The sequence below is a fragment of the Vibrio sp. RC2502 genome (assembly GCF_054850435.1).
The window spans coordinates 167,220-190,224 of record NZ_CM141453.1 but is presented as its reverse complement, the minus strand read 5'-3'; the positions used below and the strand labels follow the sequence as shown (position 1 = coordinate 190,224).

Sequence of the window (23,005 nt, the reverse complement as noted above, 5' to 3'; positions counted from 1 at the left end):
AGTGGCGAGGATGATAGCAGATTTTTAGCAACTAACAACCTAAAAAACGCACAGTTATATCCATCCTCTTTCAGCAAAAGAGACACTTTCCCCATCGCCAATAACGAAATGGTCCAAAATACGAATATCCACCAGCGCCAACGCATCAATTAATCGCCTTGTAATCCTGCGGTCTGCCTGGCTTGGCTCGGCAACACCGGACGGGTGGTTATGCGCCAAAATCAAAGCAGCCGCGTTGTGGTGCAGGGCTCTTTTTACTACTTCTCTAGGGTAAACTGATGCGGCATCCAAGGTTCCTTCGAATAAAATCTCATCTTTTATTACTCGGTGTTGGTTATCGAGGAAAAGAATGTAAAAAGCCTCTCTTTGGCGGTCTCTTAATATAGAGGAAAGATATAATTTAGTTTGCTCAGGGCTGGTTAAGGCGTCGCCACGCTTGAGGGTTTCCGCCAAATATCGCTGAGTCATTTCTAACACCGCTTGCAATTGCACATATTTGGCCTGCCCTAACCCTTTATGCTGACAAAACTCCTGTTCTGAAGCGGAGAACAACTGCCTAAGCGAACCAAAATCTTGAATAAGGAAATCGGCCAACTCAATCACGTTCATGCCTTGCGTGCCCGTACGGAGGAATATCGCCAGTAATTCGGCATCGGTTAACGCCTGCGGCCCACGTTGCAGAAGTTTCTCTCGTGGCATCGACTCATTTGGCAAAGCTTTGAGTATCATCGGAACTCTCTTTGAAGGTAAGAATCCCTATTCCACAAAACAGAAAGCGAAAGTCGAGGGTGACTTTCGCTTTCTTCGTTCCACTCTGATTTTATGTGCAATTTAATGGTTCATCAGAGTTTAAAGTTGCCGACCAGATCGTGAATTTCCGTGCCGGATTGTGACAACTGAGTGCTGATCGTTTCTGCGTGTTGCAAGGTGTCATTGATGTTGTTGACGATCTGTTGAATCGCCACCAAGTTCTGGTTGATGTCTTCCGCCACCGCACTTTGTTCTTCTGCCGCTGATGCGGTTTGAATTCCCATATCGCGAATTGTACCAATAGAATGGTGAACACCAGACAAAGACTGTTGAATCAGTGCCGACTCTTCAGCCGTTTTCACGCCGCGTTCTTGACTGGCGGACATAGTCGTGACGGCTCGAGATACACCACTTTGTAGCTGTTTAAGCATATCGCCAATTTCATGAGTGCTATTTTGCGTACGGCTCGCTAGTGAACGCACTTCATCGGCCACCACTGCAAATCCACGCCCTTGCTCGCCCGCTCGCGCGGCTTCAATTGCAGCATTGAGCGCCAATAAGTTGGTCTGCTCAGCAATCTCGCCAATCACATCCAATACTTTGGTAATCTGCTCCGTTTGCTGACTCAACTCAGAGATAGCATCCGATGTGCTGTTGATCTCTGTAACCAACTCAGTAATGCCTTGAATCGCTTGTTCAACCTCTCGCTGGGCTTCGGTGACCTGATCGTTCGCATCGTCAATGGCCTGCGCAGTGGCATTTGTATTGCTCGCGACTTCTTTTGCCGTCATGCTCATTTCTGTTACGGCTGTCACCACTTTATCCGTTTCCAAACAGTGACTCTGCATTTGACCGCTCGCTGTGCGCGTTTGATCATTCAGTTCTTCAGAAACTGTTTGAACGGCAGAAGCAGATCGATGAATGTCCTGCATCAGTGGGTGAAGTTTATCCATAAATTCATTAAAGGCAGCCGCGACTTCGCCAACTTCGTCTTTACTTTCCACTTTTAGACGCGCAGTTAAGTCACCGCCACCCGCAGCAACATCTTTGAGAGAATCGGCGACGTGCTGAAGTGGTTTAATGCCTTTCGAAACAGCAATGCTGGTTAAGATGCTGGTAATAATCAGGCCAATCACCGAGATTGTCACCGCAGATAAAGTGTGTTGATTTAACTCTTGCGTGCGCAATTCACGCTGCATGGCAACTTGTTGGTCGATGTCATCAATGTAGATACCGGTACCAAGCACCCAGTCCCATTTTTGTAGATACTCAGCGTAACCCAATTTCGGTGCCTGAGCGTTGATGGTTGGTTTGTGCCAAGAGAAATACAAAAAGCCATCGCCTTTTTGCGATGCATCAATCAAGCCAGCAATCACCGCAACGCCATTTTCATCTTTAAGGTCATACAGATTTTTACCTTCCAGCGACGGTTTGATGGCATGTAAGGTATTGATACCCTGAGAATCATACGCGAAAAAGTAACCGTCACTTTCAAAGCGCATCGCTTTTAAGATTTCTTTCGCCGCTTGTTTATTACTGCCATTAACGTCAGAGTCATACAGCGGCTTAATCGCCGTTACACCCATCATCATGTAGGCTTTTAGCTCTTTCTTACGCGCATCAATCAGCTCCTGTCTGTCTCGGACGAGCTCCGCCTCCAAACTCTTACTGCTGTTGATGTAATACACCACAGAGATCAATGTCGTGATCAACAACAGAGGAATTAAGGTTATCAGCAGCAATTTGTTTCGACTTTTCAACACCATGTTTGTACCACCTCTTTTTTCTTTTCAATCTTGCAAAATCAGCTCAAATTGTCTGTGAGATAGGCGGGAGTTTTTTCTCCACTTGCGTAACTAATGCCGCGGAGTTTGATGTGGATTTGATTTGCTTGGGTGCTGAAACAGTCCGTTATGCTAAACTCGCTGCCAGAAAAATTGGAGATCTCACATGCAAACACTAGCAGGAAAGAAAATTCTACTCGGCATCAGTGGCGGTATTGCCGCGTATAAATGTGCGGAGCTAACCCGTCGCCTAATAGAGAGAGGGGCACAAGTTCAAGTCGTCATGACGAAAGCTGCAAAAGAGTTTATTACTCCGTTAACCATGCAGGCCGTCTCAGGACGACCAGTATCCGATAGCTTGCTCGATCCGGCGGCTGAAGCGTCAATGGGTCACATCGAGTTAGCTAAATGGGCGGATTTAGTGCTGCTTGCTCCTGCTACGGCAGACCTCATTGCTCGTATGTCAGCTGGCATGGGCAATGATTTATTGACGACGTTAGTGTTGGCAACGGATTCGCCTGTTGCGGTATCTCCAGCAATGAATCAGCAGATGTATCGCAACATCGCGACGCAAGAGAACATTGCGACTCTAGCTCGCCGCGGTATGTACATTTGGGGTCCAGCAGCGGGTGAACAAGCCTGTGGTGATGTTGGTCCGGGTCGAATGCTTGAACCAATGCAATTGGTGCATCTGTGTGAACAGTTTTTCCAACCTAAAGTCTTGGAAGGTAAGTCCATTCTGATCTCAGCAGGTCCAACGCGAGAAGCCATCGACCCAGTGCGTTACATTACGAACCACAGCTCTGGAAAAATGGGGTATGCGCTAGCAAACGCTGCCGCGCAGTTAGGCGCAAAAGTCACGCTAGTGAGCGGCCCTGTCAACCTGAGCACACCGATGGGAGTGGAGCGCATTAACGTGTCTAGCGCACAAGAAATGTATGAGGCCGTGATGGCTCAAGCCATCAGTCACGACGCGTTCATCAGCTGCGCAGCAGTAGCGGATTATCGACCAGAGGCCATTGCGTCTCAAAAGTTGAAAAAGACGGCAGACAACGATCAGATGACCATCAAAATGGTGAAAAACCCTGATATTGTAGCGTCCGTCGCAGCACTGACTGATAAGCGCCCATTTACGGTAGGTTTTGCAGCAGAAACCAACGATGTCGAAACTTATGCCCGAGGAAAGTTAGCGAAGAAAAACCTCAATATGATCTGCGCTAACGATGTGTCAGTCGAAGGCCAAGGCTTCAATAGTAATGACAACGCCATCACCCTATTTTGGCCTGATGGTGAGCTTGCATTAGCTCTAGAGTCAAAAGAAGCCCTGAGCTTCAAAATCCTCGAGAAAATGCGTGAATTGATGTAATTCGCACTTATTTTCTAATTAAGAACTGGCACAAATTTAGTCTAAACATGACAACTGAGGGTGTTAAATCTCCCATTCCGCCCTCAGCAGTCTAGTGTGATGCGACTTAGCATCTTATAATCCCCTCCGCTCAACTTTGTATTTTGAAAGGAAGTAACTAATGGCCGGCAGTAAAAAATCCAATCGTCGTGAAGAGATCTTGCAAGCATTAGCACAAATGCTTGAATCAGCAGAAGGCGCTTCACGCATTACTACGGCAAAATTGGCAAAACAAGTCGGCGTCTCCGAAGCCGCGTTGTACCGTCATTTCCCAAGTAAAGCTCGCATGTTTGAAGGTTTGATTGAGTTCATCGAAGAAGCCTTGATGACTCGCATCAACCGCATTTTAGATGACGAGAAAGATACACTAGAGCGTATTCGTATGGTAATGCACCTGATTCTTGCATTTTCAGAACGTAACCCTGGCTTGACACGTATTCTGTCTGGTCATGCTTTAATGTTTGAAAACGAACGTCTACGTGAACGCATCAACCAGCTGTTTGAACGTATCGAAACCCAACTACGTCAGATTCTGCGTGAGCGTAAAATTCGTGAAGGTAAATCTTTCCCTGTAGAAGAGCGCATTCTTGCTGCGCAAATTCTTGGGCAAGTTGAAGGCAGCCTGAACCGTTTTGTGCGCAGCGATTTCAAGTACCAACCTACTGCAAACTTTGACGAGTATTGGGCACTACTCAGTGCACAAATTAAGTAGAGATTATGAGTAAAGACAAATACACGCAGCCCGAGTTTTCTCTTTCCCTTCTCCATCCTCGTAACTGGGGAGTTTGGCTTGGGTTTGGTCTACTGGCTATCATCGTCAATATTCTTCCTTATCGCCTATTACTGTCTTTGGGGCGCTCACTTGGCAAGCTAGGCATGCGCTATGGCAAAAAGCGCGTGCATATCGCGAAGCGCAACCTTGAACTGGCATTCCCCGCGAAAACGCCAGAAGAAGTGCAACATATCGTGGAAGAAAACTTCAAGAATACCGGGATGGCACTGATCGAAACCGGTATTACATGGTTTTGGCCTACATGGCGCTTCAAAACGCTCATTGTCGAGAAAGACATCCACGCTCTAAAAGAAAAAGGCGCGGAAGGGAAAGGCGTATTGTTGTGTTGTGTGCACGCTCTTAACTTAGAAATTACCGCGCGAGCTTTTGCTGTTTTAGGTGTTGCGGGTTACGGCGCATTTCGTCCTCACAACAACCCAGCGTACAACTTCATCCAATATTGGGGGCGCACGCACAACGGCAACAAACTGATTGATCGCAAAGATGTGAAAAAGATGATTCGTGTACTGCGCAGCGGCGAGCGTTTGTTCTACTTACCTGACCACGATTACGGCCGCAATAAATCGGTCTTCGTGCCGTTTTTTGCCATTGATGACGCTTGTACAACAACCGGCACCAGCATTTTAGCCTACACATCAAAATGCGCGATCATTCCAGGTTCTGGTTTCCGCAATGACGAAGGCAAATACGAAATCATCGCTGATAAGTGCATTGAAGCCGATTACCCACAAAAAGATGAAGTGGCTGCAGCGGCTTACATGAACAAGTACGTGGAAGAAGTGATTTTGCGAGCACCTGAGCAATGGATGTGGCTGCACAAACGCTACAAAACCATGCAAGATGAAAACGAGCCCAAAGGCATTCGCTACAAATAAATCGCAAAAGTAAAGGTATCCGATTGGATACCTTTTTTATTGAATTGGAAAAGTGGGAAATTAGATGCCGTATTCCGCGCGGTATGCTTTCACCGCTTCAAGATGCTCGGTCGCGTTACCTTTTTCTTCAAGGTAAGTGATTAGGTCACCCAAACTCACGATAGAAATCACCGCACAACCGAAGTCGCGCTCAACTTCCTGAATCGCAGAAAGTTCGCCTTTGCCTTTCTCTTGGCGGTCGATAGCCACTAATACGCCAGCCAGATCTGCACCATTCGCCTTGATGATTTCCATCGATTCACGAATCGCGGTACCCGCTGTAATTACGTCATCCACCAGCATGATACGACCTTCTAAAGCAGAACCGACTAGATTACCGCCTTCGCCGTGATTTTTTGCTTCTTTACGGTTGAAGCAGTAAGGCGTGTCGATATCGTGGTGATCCGCTAGCGCTACTGCTGTTGTAGTCGCGATTGGGATACCTTTGTACGCAGGGCCGAATAGAACATCAAATTCGATACCAGAATCCGCAAGTGCTGCCGCGTAGAAACGACCAAGACGCGCTAGGTCACGGCCTGTATTGAAAAGACCAGCGTTAAAGAAGTACGGGCTTTTACGGCCAGATTTCAAAGTAAACTCACCAAACTTAAGAACTTCTTTCTCAAGTGCAAACTCAATAAATTCACGCTGGTATGCTTTCATTATTTTCTCTCTATTTCCTTGGTTTCTTTTGTCTCTTCTCGGCAATCATTCAATTCTCTATTCCCGAGATAAAAAAATAGCCCCCATAATGGGAGCTATCTAAATCAATTGGCTAACGCCGCCTTCTGCGCCGCGACGATTTCCATAATGCCGACTTTCGCCGACTCGAGTAATGCCATCAGCTGTTCATGACTGAACGGTTCACCTTCTGCGGTGCCCTGTATTTCAATCATCTTACCTTCTTCTGTCATCACAACGTTCATGTCGGTATCTGCTGCTGAATCTTCAACGTACTCAAGGTCACACAGCACTTCATCACCAAGCAAACCAACTGATACTGCCGCTACGTGACCTTTCATTGGGTTTGCTTTTAGCTTGCCACTATCGACTAGATGTTGGAATGCATCTGCCATTGCAACGCTTGCACCACTGATTGATGCAGTACGTGTGCCGCCGTCAGCTTGAATTACATCACAGTCAACCGTGATCATGAATTCGCCCATAGCTTGCAAATCGACAACTGCACGTAGGCTACGCGCGATAAGGCGTTGGATTTCCATTGTACGGCCACCCTGCTTACCGTTTGCCGCTTCACGGCGAGTACGCGAGTGAGTCGCACGAGGTAGCATGCCGTATTCAGCGGTCACCCAACCTTTACCTTGGCCTTTTAACCAACGTGGCACTGATTCTTCGACGGTCGCATTACACAACACTTTGGTGTTACCGAACTCAACTAACACTGAACCTTCAGCGTAAGCCGTGTAGTTACGAGTAATTTTGATTGGGCGAACTTGGTCCGCCTTGCGATCGTTTGGACGCATGGGCATCTACCTTAAATAATGAGGAGAAGACGATTTGGTTGGGCGAAGATTATAGCGGAATCGATTTCGGATTCCTAGGTCACAGCTTCACTCCCTCTAAACATTTCCTGGGAGCATATTTGCGAGACACTGATGTAAGACAGCCCGCGCACCTCTTGCCGCTCCGTGATACACTCTCTAGGTAATTTTCAAAAAATGAAGACAGGAAAATTCGATGATTTACAGTATGACTGCGTATGCGCGCAAAGAAGTAAAAGGCGATTGGGGCTCAGCGGTATGGGAAATCCGCAGTGTAAACCAGCGTTACCTAGAAACCTATTTCCGCATGCCAGAACAATTCCGAGCTTTAGAACCAGTTCTACGTGAGCGTTTTCGTAAACGTCTAGCGCGAGGAAAAGTGGAATGTAGCCTTCGTTTCGAAGCGAACCCTGCAGCAAAAGCCGAGCTTAGCATCAATGAAGCGTTGGCAACCCAAGTGATTAAAGCTGCTGAACAAGTTATGCACATGACTGGTGAGCTTAGCCGCATCAATCCATTTCAAGTCATGCAATGGCCTGGTGTGATGGAAACTCCTGAGCAAAACATGGATGAGGTCAACAAAGAGCTGCTTGCTGCATTTGATGAAGCAATTAGTGAATTTATTGAAGCGCGTGGCCGTGAAGGCGACAACATGAAAGCGCTGATCGAACAACGTCTAGACGCGATTACCGCAGAAGTGGTGAAAGTTCGTGCTCGCATGCCTGAAATCCTAGAATGGCAACGTGAGCGTCTATTCTCAAAATTTGAAGATGCGAAAATTGAACTGGATGCTTCTCGTGTAGAACAAGAGCTTATCTTGCTAGCGCAAAAGTCAGACGTTGCAGAAGAGCTAGATCGTCTGGATTCTCACGTGAAAGAAACGACCAACATCCTGAAAAAAGGTGGCGCAGTCGGTCGTCGTCTGGATTTCATGATGCAAGAATTCAACCGTGAGTCAAACACGCTCGCTTCTAAATCGATCAGCACCGACATCACTGCGTCGGGTGTTGAACTGAAAGTTCTGATCGAACAAATGCGCGAACAGATCCAAAACATCGAATAATCTAAAAACATTTAGATTACATATTGAAAGCCCCGCTTAGTGCGGGGCTTTATTTTATTCGTCTTTTTCCAAGGTTCGGTTGTCAACATACGGCCAATAGTGGTGTCCAACGCGAATCACCAAGGTCGCAGCCGCCAAGATAAACGCCGCAATAGAAAGCCAAACCACCAAAGTGGCATCCAACTCTTTCATACCTAAGGTGATGTAGCGAGCAATGGCCATCATCGCGATATAGATAGGATAGCGAACGGGGATCTTACCGTTCATCACAAACTGCTGCACCATCGCTAAAACCTCAAGATAGATGAACATCAATAAGATGTCCGTCAACAGCACTCGCTTCTCAACAAAGACGTGAATGAACTCTTGAGCCATGGCATAAATAGTTGCCAAGGTAATAGCGACCAACAGAACCGCTTCTAAGATGTGGAACATCTTTAAAAATGGGCGACTGAACGATTTAGGTAAATTTGATGGCATAGCCAATTATCCAAGCAAAACCAAAGAGATAAGTTTTGAGTTTAGCATGCAAGATAAAAAAGAATACATAAGAAAAACGCCCCGTTTATTTAACGGAGCGTGTTTTCTTGAATGCGATGGTGGCACGGCTTACGCCACTTGCTGCTTTTTTTCTGCCACACGCTTTTTCTTGCGATATTTAGGATGGGTAATCGGAATCGCGGAGAGCAGTTTCTTGGTGTAATCGTTTTGTGGGTTCGCGTAAATTTCTTTCGCATTCCCCGCTTCCACCACTTTACCAAAGTACATCACCGCAACTTTATCGGAGACATGCTTAACCACCGACAAATCGTGAGAGATGAAGATGATGGCAAGGTTCATTTCTTGTTGAAGTTGTAGCAACAAGTTGAGAATTTGCGCCTGAACCGATACATCCAGTGCAGATACTGATTCATCACAAATCAACAGCTTTGGCTTCAGAGCTATCGCACGAGCAATACCAATACGCTGACGCTGGCCACCAGAGAATTCGTGCGGATAACGGTTCACAGCCGTTTCAGGCAAGCCCACTTTCACCAACAGCTCTTTCACCCATTGTTTACGCTCTGCAGGAGTGCCTATTTTATGGATGATATACGGCTCTTCCAAAATCATACCAATGGTGTGACGCTGGTTAAGTGACTCCATTGGGTCCTGAAAGACAATCTGCATGTCTTTACGCAACGAGCGCATCTCTTTGACAGAGAACTTTGTGATGTCTTTGCCTTCAAAGAAAATCTTACCTTCCGTTGGCTCGTACAATTTTAGAATCGTACGTCCTAAGGTACTTTTACCACAGCCAGATTCACCAACGAGTCCCAATGTTTCTCCTTCTGAAACCGACAAGGAAACGCCGTCTACAGCTTTGATCGTGTAGCCCTTCTTAAACAGTCCTTTACCAGATACAAAGTGCTGCTTAAGATTTTCAATTCTTAATACTTCTTTGGCCATAACATCCTCTTTTATGACTTGTTCACTTTGCACCAGTTAGCTAGCAAACATGCTGGCATCGATTGGTTTGATATCAATCATCTGCTTAGGTTCGTTGTCCAAGCTTGGCATTAAGCCCATCAAACGTTCCGTGTAAGGGTGCTGCGGATTGTCAAACAGCTCAAAAATCTCCGCTTTTTCGACAATACGACCACCATACATTACCGCAACGTCATCACACACTTCAGCGACTACGCCTAAATCATGGGTAATGAAGATCATTGCCATGCCTGTTTCTTCTTGAAGTTCATTCATTAATTCAAGGATAGACGCCTGTACTGTTACATCCAGTGCTGTCGTTGGCTCATCACAAATCAAAATGTCTGGTTTACATGCGAGTGCCATTGCGATCATTACGCGCTGGCGCATACCACCAGATAGGTTGTGTGGGTATTCGTTGAGGCGCTTTTCTGGCATTGGAATTTTCACTTTAGCCAGCATTTCTACCGCGTAAGATTCGCGCTCTTTTTTACCTAACTCAGGACGGTGTAATTCCAACACTTCGCACAGTTGGCGGCCAATGGTATGCACTGGATTCAACGCCGTCATTGGGTCTTGGAAAATGATCGAAATGCGGTCGCCGCGCATGGCGTACATTTCTTCCACTGGTAGCGACACCAGATTGGTACCTCGATAGTTAACCTCACCATTGACAATATTTCCGTAAGGCTTTGGCAACAGTCCCATGATGGACATGGAGGTCACGCTCTTACCACTACCAGACTCACCAACGAGACCGAGCGTTCGTCCTGCGCGAACATCAAAGTTCACGCCATGGAGTACTTTTACCGGGCCATCATCCGTGATGAATTCCACTTCGAGATCTTTTACACTCAAAATTACATCGTTTTCCATAACACATCCTTACAGCTTATACGTGTCATCAACGACAACAACCGGTTCAAAGGTTTTACCCGACTTCATCGCTTTCTGGGTTTCTTTCTTCACGTCTTTGTCGATCCAATACGTGCCATCACCGATAATTCCGCCACTGAACAATGCTTCTGTCATTCGATTCATTGGTTTCTCTGGCAATTTCAACCAACGCCAGTGTCCATAACGAACGTAAGGCACCATGTAGCCAGTGACAATCACGTGCGCATCAATAATGTCTCGCTGAATCTCATGACCTAGTTGGATCTTCTTATCCATGTCCATGTTAAAGCGATACGCAATGATCTTTTCATCTAGCTCTGGCGTGCTGTAGTTAGTGAATGAGTTCGTTTGTGGTTTGTTCGCGTTCACGGAATGGAAGTATTCCCAATAAGTTGGGATTTCCGAAGTCCCCATATCGAAGAAAGCAAGTTCGTGTTTTTTCTCACGCACATACTTGAACATCGATGAACCATCAATCAGCTTCAGCTCAATGTCCAACCCTGCCAATTTTGCCTGTTCACGCAAGAAAGCAATACGCGGTGTATGAACTGGAGATGAGTACGTCAATTCAAAGCTCAAACGCTGACCTTTATCATTCACGCGAATACCATCGGAACCAATCTTATCGAAGCCCGCAGCTTCAAATGCTGCCGCCGCTTTTTCTGGTTCAAACTTTGGCGCTTTCACATCTGGTAACGTGTATTTACCATGCCCAAAGCCCGTTGGGTTGGGTTTACGGCTGTAGTCTCCACGCATAACATTCTCGATCATGCCGTCGAAATCTGTCGCGTAAGTGATCCCTTTGCGAATGTTTAAGTCATCAAGTAGAGGCATAGCCGTGTTTATCCACACGCCACCAGCACCAACTGGATATTGGTTGTAACCCCAGAACTTCTCAATGTAACCCTTTTGATAAGGGGCAGTATTGGATTTGTCATGCCATAGACTTGGCAAAACTAATCCAAATGCGTCCAACTTACCTTTTTCAAAGTGCTTCATCGCAATATCACTATCGCGGATAACCGTGATACGAATTTTGTCGACGTTATAGCGATTCTCGTAGTACTTATTGGTGTAACCCCACCAGTCCTCACCTACGTGCTTAAAGGTAACGCTTTTACCTTTTTTGACGTCTGCTAAGTAATAAGCGCTGGTGGTTGGTTCACTTTTAAAGTTGTAGTAGCGCACAAAATCATCATGAATGCCGTCACCGTTCGCGTCTTTCTTCGGATTCGCATAGAAATGAGCAGGACGAGGACGTAGCGCCCCCATTCTCAACAACAACTCTTCTGGATTGAGCTCTTTCGCGGCCTTCACGGCGAAGGTGTGATCGTCAAATTTGATAACATCAGCAACCGTTTTGTTGTAATAGTCGTTGTACCAAGGCTCTAAAATGTCTTTCGAGCGGTAAAACTTAAGCATAAAAACAAAATCGTCTGCCGTGACTGGCTTGCCATCCGACCATTTAGCTTGTGGGTTCAGTTTGAAATAAACCGTTTTATTGTCACCCGCTAATGCCCACTCATTGGCTAGCTCAGGGATGAATTCAAGCGTATCTGGGTGGCGAACCACTAACCCTGGCGTTTCATCCAAGATGAAAGAACGTAAACCAGAGTTTGCATCAGGACCAACACTGCGTAGAGTCTGAGGAAAGCTCGACATGAAAGTGCGGTAAGTCCCGCCACGCTTTGCTTCAGGAGAGCCATATTGAGGCTCATCCCAGTTCGTTTGCCAGTTTAAGTCAGTCGGTAGCGTCGCTGACATCGCACCAAAACTTAGGGCGCTTAGCGTGGACGCTAAAATTATTCTTTTCATAAAACTTCCCTTTTTTATGTTTTGCTCACAATGCATGCTTAAACATAGCGTGTGAATTTTTTCGGGTCGAATGCCGCTCGAATCGCTTCACCGATAAAGGTGACCATCACTAGTACCAGTACAATGGAAGTCACAACAGACGCCACAATCCATGGCGAGTCCAAGTTGGACTTACCTTGCTGCAGTAACTCACCCCAGCTTGGTGTTGGTGGCATCAAGCCTAAACCAAGATAATCAAGCGCTGTCAGTGCGGTGATGTTGGCAGCAATGGTAAATGGCGCCAAGGTAACAATCATGACCATGGTATTTGGCAGAATATGGTTAAACAGGATTCGACCTGTCGAGGCACCCAACGCACGAGCTGCCATTACGTATTCGCGTGCAGATTCTTTATAAGTCATGGTACGCATGTACCATGTCATCCCCATCCATCCAAACAACACGTTGATGGCGACAAAGAGCGTGAAAGTCGGTTGAACGATGGACACCAAAATCATAATGACGTACAGGAATGGCACCATTGACCAAACCTCAATCAAACGTTGGACAAATAGGTCGAACTTGCCGCCCCAGAAGCCCATGGCACAGCCTACAGCGGTACCAATAGCGTAGGACACCGCCATCGTTAACAACGCAAACCCCATCGCAGTACGGAAGCCATACACCAAGCGCGCTAAAATATCGCGACCAATAACGTCAGTACCTAGATAGTGTTTATTCTCAGCGCTTGGCGCGGTCGGAGGGAAATCGCCAGTGAAGTCTTGTTCGTATGGGTTCCAAGGAACGATAGGTAGAATCACAAAGTTGTCCCCCCCCTCTTCCTCAAAGACTTGTTGGAGAACTCGGTAATCAGCTTCACTTGAAGAATCTTGACCAAACTCGCTACCTAAACGAACGTCACTGACAACCGGAAAGTAATAACTACCATCGTACTTCACCATCAACGCTTTACTGTTGATTAACAGCTCGGCAAATAGTGAAAGAATCAACATGATAGATAAGATCACAAACGACCAATAACCACGTTTAATTTCTTTAAAGTGACGGATTTTCTTTTGAGTTAATGGACTTACTTTAATCATATTACGCTCCAAACTTCACACGTGGGTCGACTAAAGCAACACAGATATCCGAAATAATATTGCCGATCAGCAGCAATACCGCGTTGATAGCAACGATGCCCATCACTACTGGGTAATCACGTTCCATAATGGATTCGTAACCTAATAAACCAATGCCGTCGATGTTGAAGATAACTTCGATCAAAAATGCCCCTGTCATGAAGAACAACAGTGAGTTGCCAAAGTGAGAAGCAATTGGAATTAAGCTATTGCGTAGCGCGTGTTTGCGTACCGCTTTCTTAAATGGCAAGCCTTTTGCGATCGCGGTACGGATGTAATCCGATGATAAGTTTTCCATCAGGTTATTTTTCATCGTCATGGTGAGCGTTGCGAAATCACCAATCAAGTAACAGATCAGCGGAAGCACAGCATGCCACATCACGTCTTTTGCGCGTTCAAAGAAGGTTTCATAGTCATCGAAATCATCACCGACAAAGCCCCCCATTGGGAACCATTCCAAGTGATAACTAAACAAAGTAATCAATAACACGCCAACCACATAGCCAGGCAAGGCATAACCGACGAATATCAAAATGGAGGAGGTAGAATCAAACACAGAACCGTGCTTGAGGGCTTTGTAATAGCCAAGCGGTATCGAGATGAAGTAGCTGATAAAGAAAGTCATGCCACCATAGAACAGCGAAACAGGCAGACGCTCTGCAATCATATCCGATACTGGTTCGTAATAACGCGTTGATTCACCCAAGTCCAACGTCACTAATCGACTCAACCAATCAACGTAAGCTTCCATCACAGGTTTATCCAACCCGTAGAATGCGTTTAGCTCAGCGATTTGCTCATCAGACAGTGCAGTATTGCCACCCGCTGACGTCATCGATGCTGCGCCGTCTCCCTGAGACTGCATTTGTGACAGCATGCGTTCAACTGGCCCACCCGGTACAAATCGAGTGATGGCAAAGATAAGAATGGTGATACCGAGAAACGTCGGAATGACTAACGCTAAACGGCGTAAAAAGTACGACAGCATATACAACTTGCTCCTTGTCTACTGTCCAAATTAGGCGGGTTTGGTGGGAAGTTTCCGGCCCAAAATGGTGCATATCTATCCGCGTAGTAACTAAAGCTGTTGAAACACACTCCCTGCGATTCAATAACTAGTTTTTTCTTCTACGGCAATAATTTCAGCGTCATATTTATCTTGAATCCACATCAGCTTCAAGTGTTTGAAACCAAAACATGACAAACTTCCTCCGATGTCGAAAAACAGAAATGTTTTTGTAAAAAATTATAAAAAACCACAAAAAGAATTCCTGCAGAATATCAATCTAGGCACTTTAGAGCCAAAACCCTATATAAAAATGCACATAGCAAGAATAAATAGACACATAAGCTGTGGTTACATTTGACTGAAAAATACGAGTGAGCCCTTTTACAGCAATGGGTATCATATTTTGATACCACCCAGTGCAACCAAGTCAACATGGTTAGCATTCGATAAAATTCCACCTTTAGAATAATTCACTGGATAAATGAGTATTTTCAGATTCAATTACCCACTTAAAAACCATAGGCAATATATGTCATTAAAGTTTACAAGAAACACAAAATACGGTGTTTTATTAAAATTTGATCTCGATTTATAGAACCTACACAGTAAATTATTCCGTGATTTAAATCACTTTTAGTTGTTTACATCTTTTTTACATTTCCACATCTCCGTTTACCACTGGTTTGACTTCCTTTTTTCTTCTCGGTTATACATTGGCCGACCGTTAACGAAATATTAACGTCACATTTGGTCGCTATGCGACCAGACATAGGAAATAATAATAATCGGAGCAACAAGGATGTATAAAAACACAACCGCTTTATCTGTTGCGATCAGTCTTGCTTTGGGGACAGCGGCAGCAGTGGCCCCTCTAACAGCACAGGCAGAAGAGCAACAAGTTGAAAAACTTCAAAAGATGAAAGTTACTGGTTCGCGCCTAACGCGCGCATCTATGGAAGGAAGCACTCCAGTAGCAGTAATTGGTCGAGCTGAAATTGAACGCGCTGGTGACGTATCGATTGCCGATGTATTGCGTAAATCATCTTTTAACTCATTTGGTTCACACAACGAGCGTTCAGGTAGCTCTGCGCAAAGTCAAGCAACGATCTCTCTACGTGGCCTAGGTTCTGAGCGCACTCTCGTTTTGATCAATGGTAAACGTCTCCCTGGTTCCGCATCAATGGGTGGTGGTGCAGCAAACATCAACGTAATTCCGTCAGCGATCGTAGAGCGCGTGGAAGTCATGGCCGACGGTGGTTCTGCGGTGTATGGCTCTGATGCTGTAGCAGGCGTAGTAAACATCATTCTTAAAGAAGAATTTGATGGCATCAACGTAACCCTGGGGTCTGGTATTCCAAGTCGCGAAGGAGCTGACGAAGAAAACGTTTCAATTGTGCTAGGTACAAGCGGTGAGAAAGGTAACATCATGTTCTCATTTGAACATGACAGCAAAGACGAAATTTACCAACGCGATCGTGATTACCTAAGCTCAACCAACACTGGCTCTGCAAACTACTTCGATATGTCAGGCGTTAGTATTTACGGGCGTAACGTTTATCATGATGGTCAGTTGAAAGCACTTAAAGGCTACGATACAGACGCTTCGTGTGATCCTTCAAAAGGTTTTGTAGGGTTAACGAACTACCCTGGCTTAGGTGATATCTGCGGCTACGACTACACATCGGAAGCTGCTCAAACAGCATCTCTAGAACGCAACACCGTTTTTATGAACGGTAACATTTTCTTATCTGATGACACCACGTTTAACGCTCAGGTTCTTTTAAACCGAAATGAAAGCTTTGGACGCTTCGCGCCAGCGGCTGGTTATTTCGAAGTCGATCCAACAACTACTGGTGGCGCAGCATTCTTTGCCGAAAATGGCTTAGATGCAACTAAAGGTCCTGCTGCTGTTTATTACCGATTCAACAATGTTGGTACACGTGACAATAGTGTTACCGATTTCCAAGCAGACTTAAAAGCCGGCTTAGATGGCACACTTTACACAGATTCATTTGGTGAAGTCATTTGGGAAACTGGTTACCACCTAAACTTCTCGAATAGTAACGAAACTGGTACTGGCTATGTGTTCCGCTCTCCAGCTGAACAACTGGCAAACTCAGGTCAGTTTGTAAATGGCGAGTTCAGTGCCGATGCGACTAGCCAACTGTCAGCAGGAACAGGGCGCGAAACTCAAATGGAAATGCACCAAGTTTATGGTGGACTTCAATTTGATCTAGCAGAAGTGGGAAGCATTGTTATCCCATTATATGTAGGGGCAGAGTACACAACTTACGACTACTTTGACCAATACGATCCACAAAGTGAAGCGGGTAATATCATTGGCAGTTCGGGGAACTCCGCTGGTGGTGACCGCGAAACATACGCAATTTATGCTGAATCTCTCATTGCATTTACTGATGAACTAGAGATGAACATTGCAGCTCGTTACGACCATTACAGTGACTTTGGAGATGAAATCTCACCAAAAGTATCTTTCCGTTACCAGCCGTTAGACAACTTGATGTTCCGTACTGGTGCAGGTCTTGGTTTCCGAGCTCCAACCCTATCGGATCTATACGGAGCTGATAGCTTCTCATCTGACTATGCGAAAGACTACGTATTCTGTAGCCAGAATGGCATATCAGCTTCAGAATGTCCGGAAACTCAATATGACGTTACTCGCACATCCAATGAAGATCTGGATGCAGAAAAGTCTGTATCTTTTAACTTCGGGATCAGTTACTCACCAATTGACGACCTAGACCTAACTTTAGACTACTACAACATTAGCATTGATGACGTAATCACTCTGAATACGCTCCAGAGCATGATTGATCAAGAACGTAGTTCTGGTGTGTCGAATCCAAATATCGTTCGAGAAAATGGACGAATAAAAGAAGCTACTGCTGGACTTCAAAACCTAGGAACACTTGATACATCAGGTCTAGACCTTAAAATTGGTTATCGTTATGACTTTAATGTTGCAACAATCCGTTATGACTTTACAGGTAGCTACGTGCTTGATTACAGCTCACCAGAATACGTTGGTGGTCCGGTAAACAACCAAGTGGGTCGAAATGGTCTACCAGAATACCGTTTCAACACAGGTGTTGGCGTAAACTTCTTGGAAGAACATGACATCTACCTATCTGCTGACCACATCGCCGATCAAGCTCAAGATGTTGACGACAACTACAATAAAACTGGCCATATATCATCACAAACAACGTGGAACATCGCGTACAACTACTTAGCGCCATGGGATGCGAAGTTTACTGCTGGTGTTCGTAACTTAACTGATGAAGATCCTGCATTTGAATCTGATGGTGTAACTTACGATAAAGACCTATACAGCATTCAAGGCCGTGTTTACTTCTTGAAATACTCTCAAAACTTTTAATTAAAACCTTTGGCGCAGGAGTATTTCCTGCGCCCTATTCGACTGACTATTTACACTAACAAGGATGCTACTATGACGTTAAAGGAATTTGGCGTAAGTGCAGTTACTGCCGCGATTCTCTCGGTAAGTGGTGCAGCGATTGCTGCAGACTCTGGAACCGTAGTCGCCAATCAAGCACAAACAACGAAGTCTTCTCAAGCTTCTCAGCAAAAAATCGATACTTACGCTGAAAGCACAGAAGGTATGTTGGCAGAATATAAGGGCTTACTTCGTCAAATCGATAGTATGAAAGTCTACAACGAGCAAATTAATCGAATGGTTCAATCGCAACAGGGCGAACTGGACTCATTGAATAACCAAATTGCTCAAATCGATCAAACGGCAACAGAAGTTGTTCCTCTAACACTAAAAATGATCGATGCGCTAGATGAGTTCGTTACTCTCGATTTGCCTTTCCAAAAAGAAGAACGCAACAAACGCGTTCAAGAGTTACGCCGCCTGATGGATCGCGCAGACGTAACGACTTCTGAGAAATTCCGTAAAGTGATGGAAGCGTACCAAATTGAAGAAGGCTTCTCTCGCTCAATTGAGTCTTACAAAGCGAGCTTAGATCGTACCGGCGAAATCGTAACGTACGATTTCTTACGTATTGGTCGTACAGCACTTCTATTCCAATCTCCAGACGGCGGTGAAACAGGTATGTGGAACCAACAAACACGTCAATGGGAGACACTACCTGAAAGCTACCGTATTGCGGTACAGCAAGGCCTTCGTATTGCGAAGAAGCAAGCGCCACCAGCGCTAATCAAATTGCCTGTATTTGCTGGGGAGGAATAAGCGATGAAAGGATTCAAAACTCTAGCCGCTGGTCTACTAGCCAGCTTATTTATGGTTTCTGGCGTTCAAGCTGAAACCCCACAAACACTTTCTGAACTACTAAAAAACGTAAAATCAGAAAGCATTGTTGAATCAAAAGAAAACAAAGAACGCGAAGCTGTGTTCAAGCGCGATCGTGACCAACAAGCCGTATTACTGCAACAAGCGCGCGATGAGCTTGCCGCACAACAAGCACTGGGTGATCAGCTAAAAGCAACGTTCGACGAAAACGACAAACAACTGACTGAACTAACCGAAACACTACGTGTTCGCTCCGGTACCTTGGGTGAAATGTTTGGTGTGGTTCGTCAATACGCAGGCGAATTTAAAGGTCTGTTTGCCGCTTCGCAAAATGCCGTTCAGTTCCCAGAGCGTGATGTACTGCTGACGAAACTGGCAGAAAGTAAAGAACTACCATCAACTCAAGAGCTGGAAGCATTCTGGCACACTATTCTTCAACAAGTTGTCGCATCTGGTGATACATCAACAACACAAGCAACGGTTGTTTACGGTGAAGGTAAAGAAGCCGTTCGCGACGTAACGCTAGTAGGTGAATTTAACGCAATTGCAGATGGCAAATACGTCATTTACGTACCTCAAACTGGCAAGTTCGAAGAACTATCACGTCAGCCAAGCAAGAACATCACAAGCCAAGTGGCTGGTTTTGAATCAGCAAAAGGCACTTATGAGCCGCTATTCCTTGATCCATCTCGTGGCGTAATTCTATCGCTACTAGTACAGAGTCCTACCGTTCAGGAACGTATTGACCAAGGTGGTATCGTTGGTTACGTCATCCTAGCAATGGGCGCTGTTGGTGTCATCATCGCGCTATTGTGCTTCCTACGCCTTCAGATCATCGGTGGCAAAATGCGTAAACAGGCGAAATCAGACACAGTTATCCCTGGCAACCCTCTAGGTGAAGTTATCCAAGCTTACCAAGATCACAAAGGCGACAACCTTGAAGATCTGGAAGCGAAGTTGGACGAAATCATCCTACGCAATGCACCAAGCATTGAACGCTTTATCAGCTCAATCAAACTGTTTGCTTCTGTAGCACCACTACTGGGACTACTAGGTACAGTAATGGGTATGATTGGTACCTTCCAGGCAATCACGCTATTTGGTACCGGCGATCCGAAACTAATGGCTGGCGGTATTTCTGAAGCATTGGTAACCACCATGCTAGGTCTGGTTGTCGCAATTCCTCTACTGTTCCTTTACACCATCGTACACAGTAAAGGTCGTCGTTTGGTTCAAACTCTTGAAGAACAGAGTGCAGGTTTCATCGCTCGCTATCAGGAAAAACTACATAAAGCCGAAAGCTAAGGAGGCGTTATGTGGTGGTTAGTTGGAGAACTTGAATCAATTAGGCGCTTCTTGGGAATGGGTGGCGATGTACTCGTCGCTATCTTCATCCTCAGCTTCATGTTATGGGCAGTGCTGCTAGAACGATGGTTCTACTTTGCCGCCGTCGCTCCAAGAGCCGCTAAAAAAGCCGTGACTCTTTGGAGTGAGCGTTCAGAACATCAAAGCTGGAACGCAAAGATGATCCGACAAGAAATTGTATCTCGTCAGGATATTGAGAATAAAAAGGGGCTACCAATCGTCAAAGTACTGATTGCACTTTGTCCCCTACTTGGCCTGCTCGGCACCGTAGTCGGCATGATCCAAGTATTCGACATCTTAGCGGTAACCGGAACAGGAAGCCCTCGAGCAATGGCCTCGGGGATCTCAAAGGCAACAATCCCAACTTTAGCCGGGATGGTGGCTTCTCTGTCAGGACTGTTCTTTAGTTCACGTCTTGATCATTTAGCCAAAGTCACAACGCAAAAGCTGGAAGATAAGCTAAAGCATATTGCCTGAGTAAATGGAATTAGAGGTATAGGTCATGAAAAGACGCTATAGCAGTGATAGCAGTGACGAAACAGCTATCGATATGACACCGATGCTCGACATCGTATTCATCATGTTGATCTTCTTTATCGTAACAACATCGTTCGTTAAAGAAGCCGGTTTGGAAGTAAACCGCCCAACAGCAAGCTCAGCACAAACCGTGAAGAAAGGGAACATTATGGTTGCCATCGGTGCCGCTGGAGACGTATGGGTTGATAAACGACGCATTGAAGTCGACGCTGTTCGCGCCAACATCGAACGTCTTCGCGCAGAAAGCCCTGATGGCGCTGTTGTTATCCAAGCGGATACCGAGGCCAATGCAGGGGTAGTCGTGAAGGTTATGGACCAGATTAAGATGGCAGGTGTCGAAAGCATCTCCATTGCCGCAACGAATAAGGATTAAGCTTATGCGGTATCTGGCCTCAATTGCACTGGCGCTCATTGTCTCCCTCGGATTGTTCTGGGGGATGGACAAGCTGGTAAACAAAGAGCGCCACGAGCTAGTGTCGAATGATGATCAGCGTATGGTCGATTTCATTCGCATTAAACCGGACGAAAAAGTACAGGAGAAAAAACGCGAACTCCCGAAACCGCCACCACCTAAGCGTCCGCCGCCGCCACCAGAAATGAAGGTGACGTCGACAGTAAAACCGGTGATGGACCAAGTTCCAATGGATATGCCAAAACTCGATCTACCAGTTAACGTCACTGGTGGCTCAGTGCTCGGTCATTACAGCCAAGGTGGCGGAGCGAGACTGGCAGGTAGCGGAGGCCCTGTGCCTTTAGCAACATTCCAACCTCAGATGCCTCGTAAGGCCGCTCGTTCTGGACTTGAGAAAGGTATCGTACTTGTAGAGTTTACTGTTAACGAACGTGGTAGCGTCGAGGACGTCAAAGTTTTAAAAGAGACACCACGCAAGTTGGGCTTGGGACAAGCCGCGAAGAAAACCGTATCTAAATGGACCTTCAAGCCCAAAATGGTTGATGGTAAAGCGGTTAGCTCTCGCCTTTCTCAAGAAATTGAGTTCTCTACAAACTAAGGAGTCATACGTATGAAAGCATATACCAAACTGTTGGCTTCTCTAGTGTTATTGTCAGGCGCGTATGGCGCGCCTGGTTTTGCCAACACTCCGGAGTTGTCAGACAAAACGTTTCGAACGGTAAACAAAGTTCAGGAACTCATTGCTACAGAAAAGTACGCTGATGCCCTTTCTAAATTGAACTCAGCATTAAGTAGTACAAGCAAAAAACAATATGACCGTGCAGTCTTACTGCAACAGATGGGCTTTTTGTACTCTCTGCAAGATGACTACCCGAAAGCAGCAAAGTATTTTGCTGATGCATTAAGTTTAAACGCACTTCCAGTGCCTGTAGCCCAGCAAGTTCGTTATAGCTTGGCGCAGCTTTACTTAGCCGAAGGGCAATTTAAAAAGTCAGTAGCAACCATGAATGAGTGGTTCAAAATTGCAGAAACCACCGAAGAAAAGCCACAAGCGCATGCATACATCACTCTAGCGAGTGCTTATGTTCAGCTAGAAGATTACAAAAACGCGATTCCACCAGCTAAGCAAGCAATCGCTATGAGTAAAGAACCTAGTGAATCTTGGTATCAGCTACTGATGTCTGCGCATTATGAACTTAAGCAGTTCAAGAGCGTTGCGGGTGTATTGAAAATATTAACCACTAAATATCCAAAAAATAAGCGTTACTGGACTCAATTGTCTGGTATTTACATGGAGTTAAATCAAGAGCGCAATGCCCTTTCAACACTAGAAATGGCTCATAAAATGGGCCTATTAGAAGGTGAGAAAGAATACCTGCGTTTAGTAAACTTCCAAGCTTATCAAGGGGTGCCTTTCCGCGCAGCGAAAACACTTCAAGCAGCCTTTGATAATGGTCATGTAGAACGCAACGCAAAAAATTTGGAAACACTTGGTTCGTTTTGGCAGCAAGCACAAGAACTTGAACAGGCTATCGACGTCTATCAGCAAGCTTACAATCTTGCTCCACAAGCAAAAACTCAAATAAAAATTGCTCGTCTAATGATTTTAGACAAGCAATATACGGAGGCGACGAAATTTACGCAAAACGCCGCCCCAGATGCTAAGCACGAACAAAAAGGAGAGCTCTCTTACATTCGTGGCATGGCATATTTTGAGTTAAACCAACCGAGTAATGCTCTAAAAGCAATGAAAAGTGCGGCTCAATCTCCGGATATGAGAGCAATGGCGAGCCCTTGGATTAATTTCCTAGAGTCACAAGGGTAAGTCATGCATTTAGCATGGCGCGAAAATTAAGTGTGAGTCAGTCGCACGC

General features: G+C 45.6%; 21 protein-coding genes. 11 read left to right on the top strand and 10 right to left on the bottom strand.

Translation table 11 applies throughout. The annotated features are described in order from the left end of the window. Window positions 1–54 precede the first annotated feature (54 nt). The gene (radC, locus tag ACYJZR_RS00865; protein WP_005482037.1) at window positions 55–729 is read right to left on the bottom strand and encodes a RadC family protein; all 675 of its coding nucleotides are present in this window, start codon (window positions 727–729) and stop codon (window positions 55–57) included. A gap of 113 nt (window positions 730–842) precedes the next feature. After that, window positions 843–2,516 (bottom strand): methyl-accepting chemotaxis protein, encoded by a 1,674-nt coding sequence (locus ACYJZR_RS00860; RefSeq protein ID WP_015296117.1) that lies wholly within the window; start codon window positions 2,514–2,516, stop codon window positions 843–845. Between the two features lie 184 nt (window positions 2,517–2,700). On the opposite strand from ACYJZR_RS00860, the gene coaBC reads away from it, so the two are divergent. The 3 genes from coaBC (at window position 2,701) to ACYJZR_RS00845 (ending at window position 5,607) form a co-directional block, all read left to right on the top strand. Continuing rightward, window positions 2,701–3,900: a bifunctional phosphopantothenoylcysteine decarboxylase/phosphopantothenate--cysteine ligase CoaBC gene (coaBC, locus tag ACYJZR_RS00855; RefSeq protein WP_021486875.1), complete on the top strand. Its 1,200-nt coding sequence runs from the start codon at window positions 2,701–2,703 to the stop codon at window positions 3,898–3,900. 160 nt (window positions 3,901–4,060) lie between these two features. Beyond that, window positions 4,061–4,651 (top strand): nucleoid occlusion factor SlmA, encoded by a 591-nt coding sequence (gene slmA, locus ACYJZR_RS00850; RefSeq protein WP_005478760.1) that lies wholly within the window; start codon window positions 4,061–4,063, stop codon window positions 4,649–4,651. 5 nt (window positions 4,652–4,656) lie between these two features. Further along, window positions 4,657–5,607 (top strand): Kdo(2)-lipid IV(A) acyltransferase, encoded by a 951-nt coding sequence (locus ACYJZR_RS00845; RefSeq protein WP_005496814.1) that lies wholly within the window; start codon window positions 4,657–4,659, stop codon window positions 5,605–5,607. A 60-nt stretch (window positions 5,608–5,667) separates the two neighbouring features. On the opposite strand, the gene pyrE is transcribed toward ACYJZR_RS00845, so the two are convergent. Together pyrE and rph are read right to left on the bottom strand one after the other, a co-directional pair. Then, window positions 5,668–6,309 (bottom strand): orotate phosphoribosyltransferase, encoded by a 642-nt coding sequence (gene pyrE / locus ACYJZR_RS00840; RefSeq protein ID WP_005458955.1) that lies wholly within the window; start codon window positions 6,307–6,309, stop codon window positions 5,668–5,670. A 104-nt stretch (window positions 6,310–6,413) separates the two neighbouring features. Next, complete coding sequence (gene rph, locus ACYJZR_RS00835) at window positions 6,414–7,130, bottom strand: ribonuclease PH (protein WP_140270822.1); 717 nt, start codon at window positions 7,128–7,130, stop codon at window positions 6,414–6,416. A 214-nt stretch (window positions 7,131–7,344) separates the two neighbouring features. On the opposite strand from rph, the gene ACYJZR_RS00830 reads away from it, so the two are divergent. Beyond that, the gene (locus tag ACYJZR_RS00830) at window positions 7,345–8,211 is read left to right on the top strand and encodes a YicC/YloC family endoribonuclease (RefSeq protein WP_015296114.1); all 867 of its coding nucleotides are present in this window, start codon (window positions 7,345–7,347) and stop codon (window positions 8,209–8,211) included. A 54-nt stretch (window positions 8,212–8,265) separates the two neighbouring features. Here ACYJZR_RS00830 and ACYJZR_RS00825 read toward each other — a convergent pair whose 3' ends face one another. The 6 genes from ACYJZR_RS00825 to ACYJZR_RS00800 all read right to left on the bottom strand — a co-directional run bounded on the left by ACYJZR_RS00825 (window position 8,266) and on the right by ACYJZR_RS00800 (window position 14,499). Continuing rightward, a complete protein-coding gene (locus ACYJZR_RS00825) occupies window positions 8,266–8,691 on the bottom strand; it encodes a phosphate-starvation-inducible protein PsiE (protein WP_005458957.1) in 426 nt (141 codons plus the stop codon). 129 nt (window positions 8,692–8,820) lie between these two features. Further along, window positions 8,821–9,660: an ABC transporter ATP-binding protein gene (locus ACYJZR_RS00820; RefSeq protein ID WP_005458953.1), complete on the bottom strand. Its 840-nt coding sequence runs from the start codon at window positions 9,658–9,660 to the stop codon at window positions 8,821–8,823. Between the two features lie 36 nt (window positions 9,661–9,696). Then, window positions 9,697–10,554: an ABC transporter ATP-binding protein gene (locus ACYJZR_RS00815; protein WP_180760272.1), complete on the bottom strand. Its 858-nt coding sequence runs from the start codon at window positions 10,552–10,554 to the stop codon at window positions 9,697–9,699. A 9-nt stretch (window positions 10,555–10,563) separates the two neighbouring features. Beyond that, entirely contained in the window at window positions 10,564–12,390 is a 1,827-nt protein-coding gene (locus ACYJZR_RS00810; RefSeq protein ID WP_029853916.1) for an extracellular solute-binding protein, read from the bottom strand. A 38-nt stretch (window positions 12,391–12,428) separates the two neighbouring features. Beyond that, complete coding sequence (locus ACYJZR_RS00805; RefSeq protein WP_025517786.1) at window positions 12,429–13,472, bottom strand: ABC transporter permease; 1,044 nt, start codon at window positions 13,470–13,472, stop codon at window positions 12,429–12,431. A 1-nt stretch (window position 13,473) separates the two neighbouring features. After that, window positions 13,474–14,499, bottom strand: a complete 1,026-nt coding sequence (locus ACYJZR_RS00800; RefSeq protein WP_005458995.1) for an ABC transporter permease subunit — start codon at window positions 14,497–14,499, stop codon at window positions 13,474–13,476. Between the two features lie 820 nt (window positions 14,500–15,319). On the opposite strand from ACYJZR_RS00800, the gene ACYJZR_RS00795 reads away from it, so the two are divergent. The 7 genes from ACYJZR_RS00795 to ACYJZR_RS00765 all read left to right on the top strand — a co-directional run bounded on the left by ACYJZR_RS00795 (window position 15,320) and on the right by ACYJZR_RS00765 (window position 22,956). Beyond that, complete coding sequence (locus ACYJZR_RS00795; protein WP_406966254.1) at window positions 15,320–17,920, top strand: TonB-dependent receptor plug domain-containing protein; 2,601 nt, start codon at window positions 15,320–15,322, stop codon at window positions 17,918–17,920. Window positions 17,921–17,992: 72 nt separating this feature from the next. Further along, window positions 17,993–18,757 (top strand): DUF3450 domain-containing protein, encoded by a 765-nt coding sequence (locus ACYJZR_RS00790; protein ID WP_406966253.1) that lies wholly within the window; start codon window positions 17,993–17,995, stop codon window positions 18,755–18,757. A gap of 3 nt (window positions 18,758–18,760) precedes the next feature. Then, window positions 18,761–20,122: a MotA/TolQ/ExbB proton channel family protein gene (locus ACYJZR_RS00785; RefSeq protein ID WP_406966252.1), complete on the top strand. Its 1,362-nt coding sequence runs from the start codon at window positions 18,761–18,763 to the stop codon at window positions 20,120–20,122. Between the two features lie 9 nt (window positions 20,123–20,131). Further along, entirely contained in the window at window positions 20,132–20,659 is a 528-nt protein-coding gene (locus ACYJZR_RS00780; protein WP_005458945.1) for a MotA/TolQ/ExbB proton channel family protein, read from the top strand. Window positions 20,660–20,684: 25 nt separating this feature from the next. Next, a complete protein-coding gene (locus ACYJZR_RS00775; RefSeq protein WP_005458951.1) occupies window positions 20,685–21,092 on the top strand; it encodes an ExbD/TolR family protein in 408 nt (135 codons plus the stop codon). Window positions 21,093–21,096: 4 nt separating this feature from the next. Beyond that, window positions 21,097–21,729: an energy transducer TonB gene (locus tag ACYJZR_RS00770; protein ID WP_005458947.1), complete on the top strand. Its 633-nt coding sequence runs from the start codon at window positions 21,097–21,099 to the stop codon at window positions 21,727–21,729. 12 nt (window positions 21,730–21,741) lie between these two features. Beyond that, window positions 21,742–22,956: a tetratricopeptide repeat protein gene (locus ACYJZR_RS00765; RefSeq protein ID WP_005458989.1), complete on the top strand. Its 1,215-nt coding sequence runs from the start codon at window positions 21,742–21,744 to the stop codon at window positions 22,954–22,956. The last annotated feature ends 49 nt before the right edge of the window (window positions 22,957–23,005 follow it).